Annotated in this window: 17 protein-coding genes; 15 read left to right on the forward strand and 2 right to left on the reverse strand. The window is 58.1% G+C overall.

The window, feature by feature from the left end; translation table 11 throughout:
- Positions 1-67: 67 nt before the first annotated feature.
- Positions 68-1,342 carry an OprD family porin gene (locus NVV94_RS06390; RefSeq protein ID WP_258446386.1) on the reverse strand — a complete coding sequence of 425 codons (1,275 nt, stop codon included), beginning with the start codon at positions 1,340-1,342 and terminating at the stop codon, positions 68-70.
- Positions 1,343-2,323: 981 nt separating this feature from the next.
- On the opposite strand from NVV94_RS06390, the gene NVV94_RS06395 reads away from it, so the two are divergent.
- Both NVV94_RS06395 and NVV94_RS06400 read left to right on the forward strand, forming a co-directional pair.
- A complete protein-coding gene (locus NVV94_RS06395) occupies positions 2,324-2,749 on the forward strand; it encodes an HIT domain-containing protein (RefSeq protein WP_258446387.1) in 426 nt (141 codons plus the stop codon).
- 3 nt (positions 2,750-2,752) lie between these two features.
- Positions 2,753-2,959, forward strand: coding sequence for a SlyX family protein (locus tag NVV94_RS06400; protein ID WP_258446388.1), 207 nt, complete (start codon positions 2,753-2,755; stop codon positions 2,957-2,959).
- A gap of 69 nt (positions 2,960-3,028) precedes the next feature.
- On the opposite strand, the gene NVV94_RS26685 is transcribed toward NVV94_RS06400, so the two are convergent.
- Entirely contained in the window at positions 3,029-3,634 is a 606-nt protein-coding gene (locus NVV94_RS26685) for a cold-shock protein (protein ID WP_309304280.1), read from the reverse strand.
- A 361-nt stretch (positions 3,635-3,995) separates the two neighbouring features.
- On the opposite strand from NVV94_RS26685, the gene NVV94_RS06410 reads away from it, so the two are divergent.
- The 13 genes from NVV94_RS06410 to tolB all read left to right on the forward strand — a co-directional run bounded on the left by NVV94_RS06410 (position 3,996) and on the right by tolB (position 15,009).
- Positions 3,996-4,469, forward strand: a complete 474-nt coding sequence (locus NVV94_RS06410) for a Dps family protein (RefSeq protein WP_258446389.1) — start codon at positions 3,996-3,998, stop codon at positions 4,467-4,469.
- Between the two features lie 524 nt (positions 4,470-4,993).
- The gene (locus NVV94_RS06415) at positions 4,994-5,311 is read left to right on the forward strand and encodes a ribbon-helix-helix domain-containing protein (protein WP_258446390.1); all 318 of its coding nucleotides are present in this window, start codon (positions 4,994-4,996) and stop codon (positions 5,309-5,311) included.
- A 170-nt stretch (positions 5,312-5,481) separates the two neighbouring features.
- Positions 5,482-5,703 (forward strand): zinc ribbon domain-containing protein, encoded by a 222-nt coding sequence (locus NVV94_RS06420; RefSeq protein WP_258446391.1) that lies wholly within the window; start codon positions 5,482-5,484, stop codon positions 5,701-5,703.
- A 94-nt stretch (positions 5,704-5,797) separates the two neighbouring features.
- A complete protein-coding gene (gene aspS, locus NVV94_RS06425) occupies positions 5,798-7,573 on the forward strand; it encodes an aspartate--tRNA ligase (RefSeq protein WP_258446392.1) in 1,776 nt (591 codons plus the stop codon).
- Positions 7,574-7,690: 117 nt separating this feature from the next.
- Complete coding sequence (locus NVV94_RS06430) at positions 7,691-8,437, forward strand: YebC/PmpR family DNA-binding transcriptional regulator (RefSeq protein ID WP_258446393.1); 747 nt, start codon at positions 7,691-7,693, stop codon at positions 8,435-8,437.
- Positions 8,438-8,566: 129 nt separating this feature from the next.
- On the forward strand, positions 8,567-9,091 hold the full coding sequence (ruvC, locus tag NVV94_RS06435; RefSeq protein WP_258446394.1) for a crossover junction endodeoxyribonuclease RuvC: 525 nt from the start codon (positions 8,567-8,569) through the stop codon (positions 9,089-9,091).
- Between the two features lie 116 nt (positions 9,092-9,207).
- Positions 9,208-9,816 carry a Holliday junction branch migration protein RuvA gene (gene ruvA / locus NVV94_RS06440; protein WP_258447633.1) on the forward strand — a complete coding sequence of 203 codons (609 nt, stop codon included), beginning with the start codon at positions 9,208-9,210 and terminating at the stop codon, positions 9,814-9,816.
- Positions 9,817-10,872, forward strand: coding sequence for a Holliday junction branch migration DNA helicase RuvB (ruvB, locus tag NVV94_RS06445; protein ID WP_258446395.1), 1,056 nt, complete (start codon positions 9,817-9,819; stop codon positions 10,870-10,872).
- A gap of 142 nt (positions 10,873-11,014) precedes the next feature.
- The gene (ybgC, locus tag NVV94_RS06450; RefSeq protein WP_408733451.1) at positions 11,015-11,470 is read left to right on the forward strand and encodes a tol-pal system-associated acyl-CoA thioesterase; all 456 of its coding nucleotides are present in this window, start codon (positions 11,015-11,017) and stop codon (positions 11,468-11,470) included.
- Between the two features lie 2 nt (positions 11,471-11,472).
- A complete protein-coding gene (gene tolQ / locus NVV94_RS06455; RefSeq protein ID WP_258446396.1) occupies positions 11,473-12,168 on the forward strand; it encodes a protein TolQ in 696 nt (231 codons plus the stop codon).
- Between the two features lie 14 nt (positions 12,169-12,182).
- A complete protein-coding gene (gene tolR, locus NVV94_RS06460) occupies positions 12,183-12,635 on the forward strand; it encodes a protein TolR (protein ID WP_258446397.1) in 453 nt (150 codons plus the stop codon).
- Positions 12,632-13,711 (forward strand): cell envelope integrity protein TolA, encoded by a 1,080-nt coding sequence (gene tolA, locus NVV94_RS06465; RefSeq protein ID WP_258447634.1) that lies wholly within the window; start codon positions 12,632-12,634, stop codon positions 13,709-13,711. The genes tolR and tolA overlap by 4 nt, the downstream gene beginning before the upstream one ends.
- A gap of 47 nt (positions 13,712-13,758) precedes the next feature.
- Positions 13,759-15,009, forward strand: coding sequence for a Tol-Pal system beta propeller repeat protein TolB (gene tolB / locus NVV94_RS06470; protein ID WP_258447635.1), 1,251 nt, complete (start codon positions 13,759-13,761; stop codon positions 15,007-15,009).
- The last annotated feature ends 14 nt before the right edge of the window (positions 15,010-15,023 follow it).

Raw genomic sequence — 15,023 nt, forward strand, 5'->3', positions numbered from 1 at the left:
GCCTGTAAATAGAAAAAGCCCGGCAGTGCCGGGCTTTTCAGGGTGTAGCTACCTGCGAGATTCTGAATTACAGAATGTTCAGCGGGTAGTTGACGATCAGACGCAGTTCGTCGATCGATGGCGAACCGTAGTAAACGCCGTCGCCCGAACGGTAGGTTGCTTGACGAAGACGCAGGCTCAGGTCTTTTGCAGGACCTTCCTGGACTACGTACTTGGCTTCGATGTCGCGTTCCCACTCTTTGCCGTCGTCGGTGCCGGCCACGTTGGCATCGGTACCTTTGACGTAGCGGGTCATGAAGCTCAGGCCTGGAACACCGTAGGAAGCCATGTTCAGGTCGTAGCGAGCCTGGTAGGACTTCTCGTCTTCGGCGTTGAAGTCCGAACGAGCAACGGAGTTGGCCAGGAAGATGGTGCCGCCACCGTCTACGCCGTAACCGTAGTCGCCGTCACCGGAAACTTTCTGGTAAGCCAGGGTAACGGTGTGGGCGGTCAGGAAGGTGTAGGCGCCGGAGAAGCTGTAGGCGTTGTTGTCGAGCTTGTCACCGTCGAAAGCGGTGTACAGAGCTGCGCCTTCGCTCTTGGTGTTATAGATGTTGAAGTCGAACACCAGGCCTTGATCGTCAGCCAGCGGCACGCTGAAGTTCACGTTGCCGTACCACTTGCGCCAGAAGTCTTCTGTTTCTGCATAGTACACAGAGGTAGACAGACCGTCGGTGATTGCGTAGGAGCCACCAATGAAGTCAGTAGTGGTCAGGTTCAGGCTGTCGTGGTGGGTCTGGTCCTGAGCGTTGAGCGCGGTGAAGTGACCGGCGTTCAGGTCCAGGCCGTTGATTTCCTTGCTGTTCAAGGAGAAGCCTTCGGCAACTTCAGGCAGCAGGCGGCTGTCGTCGGTCGCGAAAACTGGAACTGCAGTGTACTGGCCGCCCCACTTCAGCACGGTATCGGAGACGCGCATCTTGACCGCGCCAGTGGCTTCGGAGAAGTCGTCTGCCGAGCGACCATCGGAACCGGTAGGGAACATGCCGGTACCGGAGCGGCTCTTGCCGCTGTCGAGCTTGACGCCCAGCAGGCCGATAGCGTCAACACCGAAACCAACTGGACCTTGAGTGAAGCCAGACTCGAACAGAGCGTGGAAGCCCAGGCCGGTTTCTTCCCGGCGGCTTTGCGTGCCAGCCGGGTTGTTACGGAAATCGCGGCTGAAATAGAGCGCACGAGTATTAATGCCGAAGTTGCTGTCTTCAACGAAGCCCTTCGACTCGGACTGGCTGGAAGCTGCTGCCATTTGGGTACTGCCCGCTGCGGCTACTGCCAGGGCGATCATGCTCCACTTCATCACGCGCATCGTGATTTGCTCCTTTGGTTTTTAGGAAGAGTACTGCCGTCCCACCTGTTTTTTTATCTGGGCGGCTCTTTCTTTTTGTGTCGGCGCAAACTTATATCACGCAGACCATGTTGGCGATACTTGCAAAACAAACCTTTCAGCTTCTTTGCGACAATGTCGCAAAATGTGGTGTCCATGTCGCAAATCACAACTTTTGGTTAAAAGTTGTACAACTACAGCGCAGTTTCCAATGGCTTGAGCATAGAAAGGAATGCTCTATGCCCCCCAACACCGAAAACTCCATGGTTACACCGTGCAGCTGTTGTTATTTGTCGCAGAGCTCAACAAGCGTCTTGCCGACCATGTGAGCACTAATGCAACAAGCGTGCACAAAAACGCCGCCGCTTCACAAAATTTTCACTTTTGCCTTCTCGTGGGCTCAATCCCTCATAAAACCGGGGGTCTAAGAACTTTTGGTTTGGTCTTGACGCGGACGTTCGGATCAGGCTGGCGCAGGTTTTCAGGCGCAAACGTTACCGTCCTGGCGCCTGGGTTGGGTAATTGGCGGATATTGAGCGCTCTGAGTTTAGCTGGCGAGCTTCATTTTGGTGCGAAAAGTAGCGCTTGGGTGGTCGTTCGAAGGTTTCGGAGGTGCAAAAGAGTGGCACGCCGCAGGGCCGGTAACGCGTCAAGCGCGGTCATGGCAGCTGAAAGGCAGGTGGGTGGAGCGATGACCGTTAGTGCTTTTCCGGTCACAATGTGGGTGCATGGGTTGTGTTGTTCCATTTTGGGGCGTTGTAAGTAAAAACCGGCTTGCAGCGAGTGCATTCCTGAAAGCGATGTCTGTAGGAAATAACATCGCGCTTGGCCTTTCTTCTTTATTAGATCCTACAACGCAGTGAACGGATTGCCGTTCACGGGTATCCTGCAGGTGACAGTCCGCAGGTATGCCTTCAGGCGCTTTTGCGGCGCGTTTAATTTGTTACCCCGGGAGATTTCTAGGTGTTTGCTCTGGATTCGCGTCTTCAACAAGATACCCTGCCGATCGGCGACTTCCCGCTGTGCCGTTTGCTGCTGTCCAACGATGCAAACTATCCGTGGTTTATCCTGGTTCCTCGCCGAGTGGATATCACTGAACTATTCGAGCTCGATGCCGCCGACCAACTAGCGTTGTGGCAGGAAACTACCGCCCTGGCGGGCAAGCTGAAGCGAATTTTTGCAGCGGACAAGTTGAATGTGGCCACATTGGGTAATGTGGTCAGTCAGCTGCATATGCATGTCATTGTTCGCCATCGTAATGATGTGGCCTGGCCGGGGCCTGTATGGGGTCGGCACCCGGCCAAACCCTACACGCCTGAACAGGTTGCTGCCATTCGCGCGCAACTTCAGGGCCAATTGGGTAATGACTTTCGTTTTGTGGAGGCTTGAATCATGACTCTGGAAGCGCGCGTTACCGAGTTGGAAAGTCGTCTGGCCTTTCAGGATGACACGATCCAGGCGCTCAACGATGTGCTGGTTGAGCAGCAGCGTGTGGTCGAGCGTCTGCAGCTTCAGATGGCGGCATTGCTCAAGCGTCACGAGGAGATGATGGGGCAGTTTGAAAGCGCTGAAGAGGAGGCGCCGCCGCCTCATTATTAATAGCCGGTTTGGCCGGGCAAAAAAAACCGCGAGCAGCAGGCTGCATCGCGGTTTTTTTATGCGCGCAGGTCAGCGCCGGGCGGGTGCGGCGATCACGTCTTCGGCTTGCAGGCCTTTGTCGCGGTTCATCACCGAAAACTCGACGCGTTGGCCTTCGACCAGTACGCGGTGGCCTTCACCACGGATTGCACGAAAGTGCACGAAGATGTCGTCGCCCGAATCGCGTGAAATGAAGCCGAATCCTTTCGAGGTGTTAAACCATTTGACCGTACCGGTATCGCGGTTGCTCATGTCGTAGCTGGGAGCGGCGCTGCTGGTGCGGTGGGATGGGTAAAAGCTGATGGCCAGATGGAGAATCACGGCGGCCACTGCGCTCAGCAGGCTGAACAGGGTGGCAGGTTGGCCGGCCATTTCCAGTTGAGCAAGCAGAGTCAGCGTTTGCAGTACGACCGCGAGGACCAAAAGCGCGCTGACAAGGTTTTGCAGCTGGTGGCGCGGGCCTTTGTTTCTGTGCGGGATGACTGGAGCGAGGATCAGATTGAGCAGGCCGAACAGGGCCAGGTACAGAGCGTCGGGTTGTTGCAGGTAGGGAGCGGCGTCAACGGTTTGCAGGCTGGGGACAAAGGACAGCAGCAAAGCGGCGGCGCCCGTCAGGAGGTGGACGATTTTCAACATTTTATTTGACTCACGTTAAGGCAGATCACAGGAAGAGCTGAGCTCACGATGCAAGCCCCTGGATAAAAATGAGGGGTGGCAGGCGTGGGTAAAGTCAGCCTATGCGTCACCATCAGGATGATCGGTGGCGACGGCACGATGTCTATTTAACAGCAAAGCCTTGGCCTACTCAAATCAGGCGCCTGGCCGGCTGTCCTGGGGAAGGGCGGAGCCCGGCTTTGCGGGGCGAAATCTGACCGGCGTCAAGTGAGAAATGGATTAACCGGGTGTCGGCCCCCGACAAAGGCTGCGCGCTTCCCGGACTCTTGCTAGAGTGGGTCCGCACCTGCTTGGTGAAGACCATCATATGAAGGGGAATTATATGGCAATCGATATCGGTATCAGTGAAGAAGATCGCAAATCGATCGTGGAAGGTTTGTCTCGTCTGTTGTCGGATACTTATGTGCTGTATCTTAAAACGCACAACTTCCACTGGAATGTCAGTGGCCCAATGTTTCGCACCTTGCACTTGATGTTCGAAGAGCAATACAACGAATTGGCCCTGGCGGTCGATTCGATCGCCGAGCGTATCCGTGCGCTGGGCTTCCCTGCGCCGGGAACTTATTCCACCTATGCTCGACTTTCCTCGATCAAGGAAGAAGAGGGTGTGCCTGCCGCCGAAGATATGATCAAGCAATTGGTGCAGGGGCAGGAAGCTGTTGTGCGTACAGCGCGTGGTATCTTTCCGTTGCTCGATAAGGTCAGTGATGAGCCTACCGCGGATTTGTTGACTCAGCGCATGCAAGTGCACGAGAAAACAGCGTGGATGTTGCGCGCTCTGCTTGAGGGTAACTAAGTCGTCAATAGTATGCTCGTGCCGTCGACCCAGCCCTGAGGGTTTGAGGTCCGGCAAGGGTGGCTGGCAAGGGTTCAAGCCTGTTTTCGGGGTTTGGGCCCTTTTTTTGGCCTTTGGAGGCCGGGATTCGCGCGCAAGGCTTGAATCGCCAGCGATAGGTATCGCACCCCTCTGCCCGACTGTCAGTGTGTGCTGTAACACTATTCAGTGTTGTTGGTAGTCCCTTTGTTAGTCGCATGGCCTGTTGCGGTCGTGACGACTTTATTTTCGTGTGTGTGGTAAAAAATTATCGCCATTACTTTTTTTGATAATTTTATATTTTTTTGTTTGAAGGTTTTGTTGGGTGGTTTTAGATGGCGTGGCGGGTGCTGAAGTCTTGGTGTTTTTATGGATGCGTCCTACGTTCATAGTTATTTGTTCTGCTGGATGTAAATATTTCGTTAATGTTTTATAGCGGTGTGTCGATGCGAGATCGTCGTTTAACTAATTTTTTTTGACTGTGGTATCAAGTGAATGGTGTATATATGTCTCAAGTATTTGAACGCGTTGGCAGAGGAGCGGGCAAGCTGGTCAAGGTTGGTATCGATCCTTTTGTCGAGGATTTTAACATGGGGCTGGCCGAGCCCCATTCCAGGTCGGTGCGGCTTAATGGTTTTGCGACCTGTTTGCGCCTCGAGGAAGTGTATTGGAAAATTCTGGAAAGGATTGCCAAGGCCAATGATTGTTCCGTCAATGCGATTCTGTCCTACGTTGACAGGGAAGTGCACCTGCGTTACGGCGGGGTCAAGAATTTCAGCGGGCTCATTCGGGTGGTGTGTGTGGTGCACCTGTTGAATCCTTAGCTTGGCTACGGTCCAGAGCGCTGGAGAGGGGGTTCGGCAAGGCGGGCGGGATGAATGGGCAGGGTCTGTTATGCTCGGCGGCTGCACAGGTCCCGTTAACCATATATAATCTCGCCCTTTGCCGCCCTGCGCGGTCAGCGCTGTGGTTAATAGGTTGCCGAGACATCCCCATGCCCATGTATGACTATCAATGTGCTTCCTGCGGTCACCAGATGGAAGTCATTCAAAAAATCAGCGATTCGCCGAAGACCGACTGCCCTGCCTGCCAGGCACCGGCACTCAAGAAAATGCTCTCCATGCCGGGCTTTCGCCTGAGCGGTACCGGCTGGTACGAAACCGATTTCAAGACCGGCGCGAAAAAGAACCTTGCGGGCGGCGACAAGTCCGATTGAGTTGAACTGCACCAGCAGGGTCTTGCACTATAACGCCCGCCGGGCGTGCCAGGCCTCCACCGAATTCTGAATTACGAGAAGTGAAACCACTATCATGATGCGCAGCCATTATTGCGGCCAACTGAACGAAAGCCTGGACGGCCAGGAAATTACCCTTTGCGGATGGGTCCATCGCCGTCGCGATCATGGCGGGGTGATTTTCCTCGATATCCGCGATCGTGAAGGTCTGGCCCAGGTGGTGTTCGACCCGGATCGCGCCGATACCTTCGCTGCCGCCGACCGTGTGCGCAGCGAGTATGTGGTCAAGGTCACCGGCAAGGTCCGCCTGCGTCCGGCCGGAGCCGTCAACGCCAACATGGCGTCCGGTGCCATCGAGGTACTGGGTTATGAGCTGGAAGTACTGAACGAAGCGGAAACGCCGCCGTTCCCGCTCAACGAATACTCCGAAATCGGTGAAGAGACGCGCCTGCGCTATCGCTTCATCGACCTGCGTCGCCCGGAAATGGCTGAAAAGCTGCGCCTGCGCTCGCGCATGACGACGAGCATCCGTCGTTACCTGGACGAGAACGGTTTCCTCGACGTCGAGACGCCGATCCTGACCCGCGCCACCCCGGAAGGCGCACGTGACTACCTGGTGCCGAGCCGGACCCACGCCGGCAGCTTCTTCGCCCTGCCGCAATCGCCGCAACTGTTCAAGCAGTTGCTGATGGTCGCCGGCTTCGATCGTTACTACCAGATCGCCAAGTGCTTCCGCGACGAAGACCTGCGTGCCGACCGCCAGCCGGAATTCACCCAGATCGACATCGAAACCAGCTTCCTCAACGAAGCCGACATCATTGGCCTCACCGAAGGCATGATCCGCAACCTGTTCAAGGAAGTGCTGGGTCTGGAGTTCGGCGAGTTCCCGCACATGACCTTCGAAGAAGCCATGCGTCGTTACGGTTCCGACAAGCCGGACCTGCGTATCCCGCTGGAACTGGTCGACGTCGCCGACCAGCTCAAGGCAGTGGACTTCAAGGTCTTCAGTGGCCCGGCCAACGATCCGAAATGCCGCGTTGCAGCACTGCGCGTACCGGGCGGGGCAAGCATGCCGCGCAGCCGTATCGACGACTACACCAAGTTCGTCGGCATCTATGGTGCCAAGGGCCTGGCGTACATCAAGGTCAACGAGCGTGCCAAGGGCGTCGAAGGCTTGCAGTCGCCGATCGTCAAGAACATCCCGGAAGAAAACCTGAACGTGATCCTCGATCGCGTCGGTGCGGTCGATGGCGATATCGTCTTCTTCGGTGCCGACAAGGCCAAGATCGTCAGCGAAGCCTTGGGTGCACTGCGGATCAAGGTCGGTAACGATTTCAACCTGCATACCTGCGAATGGGCGCCGATGTGGGTCGTCGACTTCCCGATGTTCGAAGAGAACGACGACGGCAGCTTCACCGCGCTGCACCACCCGTTCACTGCACCGAAGTGCTCGCCGGAGGAGCTGGAAGCCAACCCGCTTACCGCTCTGTCCCGTGCCTACGACATGGTGCTCAACGGCACTGAGCTGGGTGGCGGTTCGATTCGTATCCACCACAAGGAAATGCAGCAGGCTGTATTCCGTCTGCTGGGTATCGGCGAGGAAGAGCAGGAAGAGAAGTTCGGCTTCCTGCTCGACGCGCTGAAGTACGGTGCACCACCCCACGGTGGCCTGGCCTTCGGCCTGGACCGCCTGGTGATGCTGATGACCGGCGCCCAGTCGATTCGTGAAGTGATCGCATTCCCGAAAACCCAGAGCGCGGCCTGCGTCATGACCCAGGCCCCGGGGCACGTGGATGCCAAGGCGTTGCGCGAGCTGCACATCCGCCTGCGCGAACAGCCGAAGGCTGAGTAAGCCTGAGCGCAAGGCGCATCGAGAGGTGCGCCTTGCCTTCGGCTCGAGATTTTTTGTTGCAGGCCTGCGCCATGGTGCGAGGCGGGCAATGTTTCAAAGAGAATTTGGAGCGAGTTTATGGCAGGTCATTCCAAGTGGGCGAACATCAAGCACCGCAAAGAGCGCCAGGATGCCAAGAGGGGCAAGATCTTCACCAAGTGGATTCGTGAACTGACAGTCGCAGCCCGTCAGGGCGGCGGTGATCCAGGCTCCAACCCACGTCTGCGCCTGGCTCTGGACAAGGCGCTGGGCGCCAACATGAGCCGCGACATCATCGATCGCGCCATTGCTCGTGGCACCGGTGCCGCTGGCAGTGATGACGTTGTCGAGCTCACCTACGAAGGTTACGGCCCCCATGGCGTGGCAGTGATGGTCGAATGCATGACCGACAACCGCAACCGGACTGCCGCTGCCGTGCGTCATGCGTTCAGCAAGTGCGGGGGCAACCTCGGTACCGATGGTTCGGTGGCCTATCTGTTCGAGCGCAAGGGGCAGATCTCCTTCGCGTCGGGCGTTGACGAAGACGCCATCATGGAAGCGGCCATGGAAGCCGACGCCGATGATGTCGTGGCCAACGAAGATGGCTCGATCGACGTGTTCACCTCGTTTTCCGGGTTCTACGCTGTGCGCCATGCGCTGGAAGCAGCGGGTTTCAAGGCTTGCGATGCCGAGATCGTCATGCTTCCGACCACCAGCGCCGAACTGGATCTGGAGGGCGCCGAGAAGGTGCTCAAGCTGATCGATATGCTCGAAGACCTGGATGACGTGCAGAATGTCTACTCCAATGCGGACATTCCCGAGTCGGTGGCAGCGCAGCTCGGCTGATCCACTTGCGATACTCTTGAAGCCGGATGTGCAGGGCGGTGATGAACTCACGGCCGTGCACCTCCGGCTTCTGCCTTCAAGCTGTTCCGGCTGTTGCCGGCAGGCGTCATCTCTTAAGCTGCAGGCGTTATGACTCTTATTCTTGGTATCGACCCCGGCTCGCGAATTACCGGTTATGGCGTGGTCCGCGACAGCGGGCGTGGCTGCGAGTATGTTGCCTCCGGGTGCATCCGCACGGGCAGCGGCTTGCTGCATGAGCGTTTGCAGATCGTTTATCGTGGCGTGCGTGAAGTGATCCAGACATACGGCCCGGTGACAATGGGTATCGAAAAGGTATTCATGGCGCGCAACGCCGACTCGGCGCTCAAGCTGGGCCAGGCCCGTGGTGCCGCGATTGTCGCTGCGGCAGAAGAGGCGCTGGAAATCGCCGAGTACACGGCAACTCAGGTAAAGCAGGCAGTGGTCGGTACCGGTGGTGCCAATAAAGAGCAGGTGCAGATGATGGTCATGCATATGCTGAAATTGACGCAAAAGCCGCAGATCGATGCCTCCGATGCGCTGGCCATCGCCTTGTGCCATGCCCATACGCGCTCAAGCCTCATACCCCATGGCTTGAGCGGCGCACGAAGCCGCGGTGGGCGCCTGAGGCTCTGATAGATTGCCTTAAACATTTTTGCTTGCAGGTCTGCCCAGGCCTGCAATGATGGCGAGCGAGCTTGCCGCAATTGATTGGCCCGCCGTTGCGCGTGGCCATGAGAAAGGACCTGAACGTGATTGGACGCTTGCGCGGTACCCTGGCTGAGAAGCAGCCGCCGCACCTGATTCTTGATGTCAACGGCCTGGGCTATGAGCTTGAAGTGCCCATGACCACGCTCTATCGGCTGCCGTCGGTCGGGGAGCCGGTGACCTTGCATACGCATCTGGTCGTGCGTGAAGACGCTCAGTTGCTCTACGGCTTCTATGAAAAGCGTGAGCGCGAGCTGTTTCGCGAGCTGATCCGTCTCAATGGCGTGGGGCCGAAGTTGGCGCTGGCCTTGATGTCCGGCCTCGACGTCGATGAACTGGTACGCTGCGTCCAGGCGCAGGATACCTCGGCGCTGGTAAAGGTCCCGGGCGTGGGCAAGAAAACCGCCGAACGCCTGTTGGTAGAGCTCAAGGACCGCTTCAAGGCCTGGGAAACCGTGCCGAGCATGTTTGCGCTCGTACCGAACGGCCCGCAGCCGGTGGCGCAGGTTTCCAGTGCCGAGAGCGATGCGGTGAGCGCCCTGATTTCCCTGGGCTACAAGCCGCAGGAAGCCAGTCGCGCCGTCGCGGCTATCGATGGCAAGGGCTTGAGCAGCGAGGAATTGATTCGCCGCTCCCTTAAGGGAATGATTTAAGTGATCGACGCCGACCGACTGATAACCGCCACCGGGCGTGACCGCGAAGAGGTCCAGGATCGGGCGATTCGCCCATTGAGCCTGGCCGAATACATCGGTCAGCCGACCGTGCGCGAGCAGATGGAGCTGTTCATCCAGGCTGCCCGGGGGCGCAATGAGTCGCTTGACCATACCTTGATCTTCGGCCCGCCGGGGTTGGGCAAGACGACGCTGGCCAACATCATTGCCCAGGAAATGGGCGTGTCGATCAAGAGTACGTCGGGGCCGGTGTTGGAGCGGCCAGGCGATCTGGCGGCATTACTCACCAACCTCGAGCCGCACGATGTGCTGTTCATCGACGAGATCCACCGGCTTTCGCCCATTGTCGAAGAAGTGTTGTACCCGGCGATGGAAGATTTTCAGCTGGATATCATGATCGGTGAGGGGCCGGCTGCACGCTCCATCAAGCTCGACCTGCCGCCGTTCACCCTGGTCGGTGCGACTACTCGCGCCGGGATGCTGACCAACCCGTTGCGCGACCGCTTCGGTATCGTCCAGCGCCTGGAGTTCTACAGCACGGCGGATCTGGCAACCATCGTCAGTCGCTCGGGTGGGATCCTGGGCCTGCCGATCGAGGATGAGGGCGCTTTCGAGATCGCTCGTCGTGCCCGTGGCACGCCGCGCATCGCCAACCGGTTGCTGCGCCGGGTGCGTGACTTTGCCGAAGTGCGTGCACAGGGCCATATCACCAAGCCGATCGCCGACCTGGCCTTGAACCTGCTGGATGTCGATGAGCGCGGGTTCGATCACCAGGACCGGCGGCTGCTGCTGACCATGATCGAGAAGTTCGACGGCGGGCCGGTCGGGGTCGACAGCCTGGCGGCGGCGATCAGCGAAGAGCGTCACACCATCGAGGATGTCCTGGAGCCCTATCTGATCCAGCAGGGCTATATCATGCGCACGCCTCGCGGGCGCGTGGTGACGCGTCATGCGTACCTGCATTTTGGCTTGAACATACCCAATCGGATGGGAGAAATGCCGGCAAGCGATCCATTTATCGATACCACCGATGAATAAATCGATGTGCGGCACCGATTTTTTCGGCGTTTTCGTGGTCCTAAAGGTTGGGTGTAAGCGCGGCCTCGGGAACAAGTCAGCCATTACGCATGAAAAACAGTTGCTTGAGCGGATTGGCAACCTGAGGAGTAAGCACTAGAGTATGCGCGCGCAAAATGGGGTTCAGTCGTTCGCACATCGTTGTCGCGTTTATTACGAAGACACCGATGCCGGCGGCATCGTGTATTACGTCAACTACCTGAAGTTCATGGAGCGTGCCCGTACCGAACGGCTGCGCGACCTGGGCTTTGCCCAATCGGGGCTGGTGGGTGAGAACATGTTGTTCGTCGTGCACTCCAGCGAAGCGCGTTATCACGTGCCGGCACGCCTGGACGACGAGTTGCTGGTAAGCGCCGAAGTAATTGAATTGAACCGTGCCAGCCTGCGCTTCAAGCAGCAGGTCAGGCGGGCCGCGGATGCAACGCTGCTCTGTGAAGGGCAGTTCCTGGTGGCCTGCGTGCGCGCCGATAATTTCAAACCCCGGGCCATTCCCCCAGCCTTGCGAGCGGCCTTTGCCGACGTGAGCGGTCCGGGTACACACTCAAAAGCAGGAGATTAAGCGTGGAAGCTACAGTCGTCGACCATACCTCCATGTGGAGCCTGGTCAGCAATGCCAGCGTCATTGTGCAGTTGGTAATGCTGATCCTGGTAGCCGCATCGGTCACCTCATGGATCATGATCTTTCAGCGCAGCACCATGCTGCGTGCAGGTCGGCGCGCACTGGAAGGCTTCGAAGAGCGTTTCTGGTCGGGTATCGATCTGTCCAAGCTGTACCGCCAGGCCGGCAGCAACCCGGATCCGGATTCCGGCGTCGAGCAGGTCTTCCGTGCCGGCTTCAAGGAGTTTTCCCGCCTGCGCCAGCAATCGGGTGTCGATCCTGACGCGGTCATGGAAGGTGTAGGGCGTGCCATGCGCGTTGCCATCTCCCGTGAAGAAGAAAAGCTCGAGCAGAGCCTGCCGTTCCTGGCGACCGTCGGCTCGACCAGCCCGTACATCGGCCTGTTCGGTACCGTATGGGGGATCATGAACTCCTTCCGCGGCCTGGCTTCGGCCCAGCAGGCAACCCTGGCGACCGTAGCCCCCGGCATCGCCGAGGCGCTGATTGCAACTGCCATCGGCCTGTTCGCGGCAATTCCGGCGGTTATCGCCTACAACCGTTTCGCTGCCCGCAGTGAAGTCTTGATCGGCCGTTACTACACGTTCGCCGACGAGTTCCAGGCCATCCTGCACCGTAAAGTGCACACCAGCGAAGAGTGAGCAGGTAAATCCTAATGGCTCGAGTTCGCCACAAACGCAAGCCGGTCGCCGAGATGAACGTGGTGCCCTACATCGACGTGATGTTGGTACTGCTGGTCATCTTCATGGTTACCGCACCGATGCTCAACCAGGGTGTGAAAGTCGACTTGCCCAAGGTTTCCAGCGAAGCCTTGCCGCAAGACAACAACACCCAGGTCCTGACCATTTCGATCAAGGCTGACAAGACCTACTACTGGAACCTTGGCAGCGAAGTCGATACCGAGAAGCAGATGGACAAGGCCATGACCTTGCCGCAGATGACCGACGCGGTGACCAAGATCATCAGCGCCAGTCGCGGGCAGGGCAAGCAGACCCAGGTCTTCATCCGCGGTGACAAGACCGTTGATTACGGTGCCGTCATGGGCGCCATGGGTGGGTTGCAGAAGGCGGGTGTCGGCAATGTTGGCTTGATTACCGAGGCGCCCTGATGCAACAGCGAGAGCCCACCGCCTCGGAAAGCTACTTCTGGCCCAGTGTCTGGGCCATAGCGCTGCACGTCCTGGTTTTCGGCATGCTCTTCGTCAGCTTTGCCATGACCCCGGAACTGCCGCCGTCCAAACCGATCGTGCAAGCGACCCTTTACCAGCTCAAGTCGAAAAGCCAGGCCACCACCCAGACCAATCAGAAGATTGCGGGTGAAGCGAAGAAAACCGCCTCGCGCCAGACCGAAGAAGAGCAGATGGAGCAGAAGAAGGTCGAGCAGCAAGCGGTAAAAGCTGCGGAACAAAAGAAAGAGGAAGCGGCTCAAAAGGCCGAAGAAGCCAAGAAGGCCGATGAGGCGAAAAAGGAAGAAACGGCCAAGAAGGCCGAAGACGCCAAAAAAGCCGATGACGCCAAGAAGGCCGCCGAAGCCAAGAAGGCCGAGGAGAAGCAGCTGGCCGACATCGCCAAGAAAAAGGCAGAGCAAGAGGCCAAGAAAACGGCTGAAGCAGAGGCCAAGAAAAAGGCTGCTGAAGAAGCCAAGAAGCAAGCTGCCGAAGACGCCAAGAAAAAAGCGGCCGAGGACGCGAAGAAACTGACGGCTGCCGAAGAGGCGAAAAAGAAAGCCGCCGAGGATGCGAAGAAGAAAGCTGCGGCCGATGCTGCCAAGAAAAAGGCAGTGGAAGCAGCGCGCAAGGCCGCGGAAGACAAGAAGGCTCAGGCACTGGCCGAGCTGCTCTCCGACAGCACCGAGCGGCAACAGGCGCTGGCTGATGAGCAGGGCGATGAGGTCGCGGGCGACTTCGATGATCTGATCCGGGCGCGTGCCGCCGAAGGCTGGGCTCGTCCACCTTCTGCGCGCAAGAACATGACAGTGGTCCTGCAGATCGGCATGTTGCCGGACGGCACTATCACCAGTGTCAACGTTGCGCGCTCCAGTGGCGATGGGCCTTTTGACAGTTCGGCAGTGGCTGCGGTCAAGAACATTGGTCGCTTAACAGAAATGCAGGGTTTGAAACCGAGTGACTTCAACCCCTATCGTTCATTCAAGATGACATTCACACCTGAGGATCTAGCCTTGTGATTAACATTCTTCGAGGACTGCTGGTCGTTCTCTGCTGTGCAGCGGGAATGGTTGCTGCAGAGGAAAAGAACATCCTGGTCACCAGTGGCAGTGACCGTGCCACCCCGATCGCCGTCGTGCCTTTCGGCTGGCAGGGCGGCAGTGTGCTGCCCGAGGACATGTCGGAAATCATCGGTAATGACCTGCGCAACTCGGGTTACTACTCGCCGATTCCAAAACAGAACATGATCAGCCTGCCAACCCAGGCCAGCGAAGTGATCTACCGCGACTGGAAGGCCCTGGGCGCCCAGTACATCATGGTCGGCAGCATTGTCCCGGCGGGCGGTCGCCTGCAGGTGCAATACGCACTGTTCAACGTCGCGACCGAGCAGCAAGTTCTGACCGGCAGCGTATCGGGCAGTGCCGAGCAGCTGCGCGACATGTCCCACTTCATCGCGGACCAGTCGTTCGAGAAACTGACCGGCATCAAGGGCGCATTCTCCACGCGCATGCTCTACGTGACTGCCGAGCGCTTCTCTGCCAACAACACCCGCTACACCCTGCAGCGTTCGGACTACGATGGCTCGCGCGCGGTGACCCTGCTGCAATCGCGTGAGCCGATCCTGTCGCCACGTTTCGCTCCGGACGGCAAGCGTATCGCTTACGTGTCCTTCGAGCAGAAGCGTCCGCGCATCTTCGTTCAGCACATCGACACCGGTCGCCGTGAGCAGATCACCAACTTCGAAGGCCTGAACGGCGCGCCGGCATTCTCGCCCGATGGCAGTCGCCTGGCGTTCGTGCTGTCCAAGGACGGTAACCCGGATATCTACGTCATGAACCTGGGTTCGCGTCAGATCAGCCGTGTAACCAATGGCCCTGGCATCAACACCGAACCGTTCTGGGGCAAGGATGGTTCGACCATCTACTTCACCTCGGACCGCGGCGGCAAGCCACAGATCTACAAGACCGGCGTGGGCGGCGGCGGTGCCGAGCGCGTGACCTTTGTCGGCAACTACAACGCCAACCCTAAATTGTCGGCCGATGAAAAGACGCTGGTGATGATTCACCGTCAGCAAGGCTTCACCAATTTCAAGGTGGCCGCACAGGATTTGCAGCGCGGAAGCGTAAAGATCCTCTCGGAGACCAGTCTTGATGAGTCGCCTACTGTCGCGCCCAACGGCACCATGCTAATCTACGCCACCCGCCAGCAGGGCCGGGGAGTCTTGATGCTCGTGTCTCTCAACGGACGCGTAAGGCTCCCGCTTCCTACCGCTCAAGGCGAAGTCAGAGAACCTTCCTGGTCCCCTTACCTGAACTGACGCGGCGCTGTACG

It is taken from the genome of Pseudomonas sp. LS1212, from assembly GCF_024741815.1.
GTDB lineage: Bacteria > Pseudomonadota > Gammaproteobacteria > Pseudomonadales > Pseudomonadaceae > Aquipseudomonas.